Raw genomic sequence first — 2,116 nt, forward strand, 5'->3', positions numbered from 1 at the left:
CGCCCCGCCGGGACCTGCTCGCCGACGGCCCGCGCGACCGGCACTTCGTCGGCGAGCCGGAGGACGACGGCCGCCTCGCGCTGCGCTTCGGCGACGGGCGGCACGGTCAGCCGCCCCGGCCCGGCGCGGAGTTGCGGGTCGCCTACCGGATCGGCAACGGCACGGCCGGCAACGTCGGCGCGGAGGCCATCAACCACCTGGTGGTCTGCCAGGACCAGCCGCCCCACCTGAGGGGGCGCAGCACCGCCATACCGCCGCAGGACGCGCTGCTCCGGGTCCGCAACCCGATGCCCGCGAGCGGCGGCACCGATCCTGAACCGCTCGACCAGGTACGGCAGTTGGCCCCGCTCGCGCTAAGCCGCACCCGGCTCCGCGCCGTCACCGCCGCCGACTACGCGGAGCTGGCCGCTGCCCTGCCGGGCGTCCGGCGGGCCGCCGCCGAACTCCGCTGGACCGGCAGCGGCCAGGAGGTCCACGTCGCCGTCGAGCCGTACGGGCACGCCACCGCGGACACCGCCCTGCTCGAAGCGGTCGGACACGGCCTGGAGGCGTACCGCCGGATCGGCCACGACCTGGTCGTCCGCCCCGCCCTGGTGGTGCCGCTCGACCTCGAACTGCAGGTCTGCGCCGCCCCCGGCTACCAACGCGGCCACGTGCTCGCCGAGTTGCGGCGGGTGCTGGGCAACCGCGCCTTGCCGGACGGCCGCCTCGGCTTCTTCCACCCGGACGCGCTGGGCTTCGGCGAGCCGGTGCGGGTCTCCCGGCTGGTGGCCGCGGCCGCCGCCGTACCGGGCGTGGTCAGTGCCCGGGTCACCCGGCTGCGGCGGCAGTTCGGGCGGGACGACGGCGAGCTGGCCGACGGGCTGCTGCGGCTCGGCGCGCTGGAGATCGCCGGCTGCGACAACGACCCCGACTGGCCGGAGAACGGCCGGCTCTCGATCGTGATCGGAGGTGGCCGATGAGCGGCCAGTGCACCTGCGGCTGCGCGGGCACCGCCACCGCGACGCCGGTCCCGCTGTTCAACCCGCCCGGGCTGGACGCCATCGGCTACCGGGTCGGCAGCTACGGGGAGTTCCTCAACAGCCTGCTCGCCCGGCTGTCCGGACCCGCCTACCCGGCGCTGCGCGACCTGACCGTCCGCACCCCGGACGACCCGGCGATCGCGCTGCTGGACTCCTGGGCCGTGCTCGCCGACGTGCTCACCTTCTACTCGGAACGGATCGCCAACGAGGGCTACCTGCGCACCGCCACCGAGGAGGGCTCGCTCACCCTGCTCGGCCGGCTGGTCGGGCACCGGCCCCGGCCCGGCGTCGCCGCCGACACCTACCTCGCCTACACGCTCGACCACGACCCGCGGGCCGCCGAGGACCCGACCGTGACCATCCCGCGCGGCGCCCGCAGCCAGAGCGTCCCCGGCCCTGGCGAGGACCCGCAGTCCTTCGAGACCGCCGAGGACCTCGCCGCCCGCTCCGCCTGGAACGAACTGGCGGTGCTGCGCCGCCGCCCGTACCAGCTGACGCCCGGACAGCTGAACCCCGGCGGCCGGGCCGAGCTGTTCGCCGCCGGCACCGCCAACAACATCAAGCCCGGCGACCGGCTGCTGTTCGTGTTCAGCGCCGACAAGGCCGCCGACCCGGTCCACCGGGTGCTGCGGCTGGTGCCCGAGGTGCGGCTCGACCGCGAGAACGACGTCACGGTGATCGGGCTGCCCCGGGACCTGCGCACCCTCAAGGACCTGCGCGCCGAGCTGGCGGACTGGATCACCGTCTCCGAGAACGCTCCGAACCCCAGGCCCGGGCACAGCCGGATCGTCCGGGACTTCGACGACCAGGTGCTGGCCCCGCTGCGCGCCGACCTCGACCGGCCGTCCGGCCCGCTGAGCACCCCCGCGGACTTCGCCGACCGGCTCGCCCCGGTGATCGCCCGGTCGGCCGAGGCCGCCGAACTGGCGCGCTCCCAGCAGCCAGTGGCCGACTGGTTCGGACGCCTCGGCGACGAGCTGTCCGGCCTGCGCAACCGCGCCCACCAGCTGGAGCCGCCGCAGGCTCCCGACAAGCCCGGACCGCACCCTCCCGGCATCGGCACCGCCGACCCGGCCGTCCGCGGACTCGGCTCG

At 76.0% G+C, this 2,116-nt stretch carries 1 protein-coding gene and 1 pseudogene; both read left to right on the forward strand.

Annotation, left to right across the window (positions count from 1 at the left end; translation table 11 throughout):
- On the forward strand, positions 1–962 hold a 962-nt coding region (locus KS423_RS44150; RefSeq protein WP_224285315.1), incomplete at its 5' end, for a putative baseplate assembly protein.
- Positions 959–2,116 (forward strand): annotated as a pseudogene (locus KS423_RS44155) (putative baseplate assembly protein); the annotation flags it as partial. The gene KS423_RS44150 and the pseudogene KS423_RS44155, both read left to right, overlap by 4 nt.

The organism is Streptomyces sp. LS1784 (assembly GCF_020103755.1).
GTDB lineage: Bacteria > Actinomycetota > Actinomycetes > Streptomycetales > Streptomycetaceae > Kitasatospora.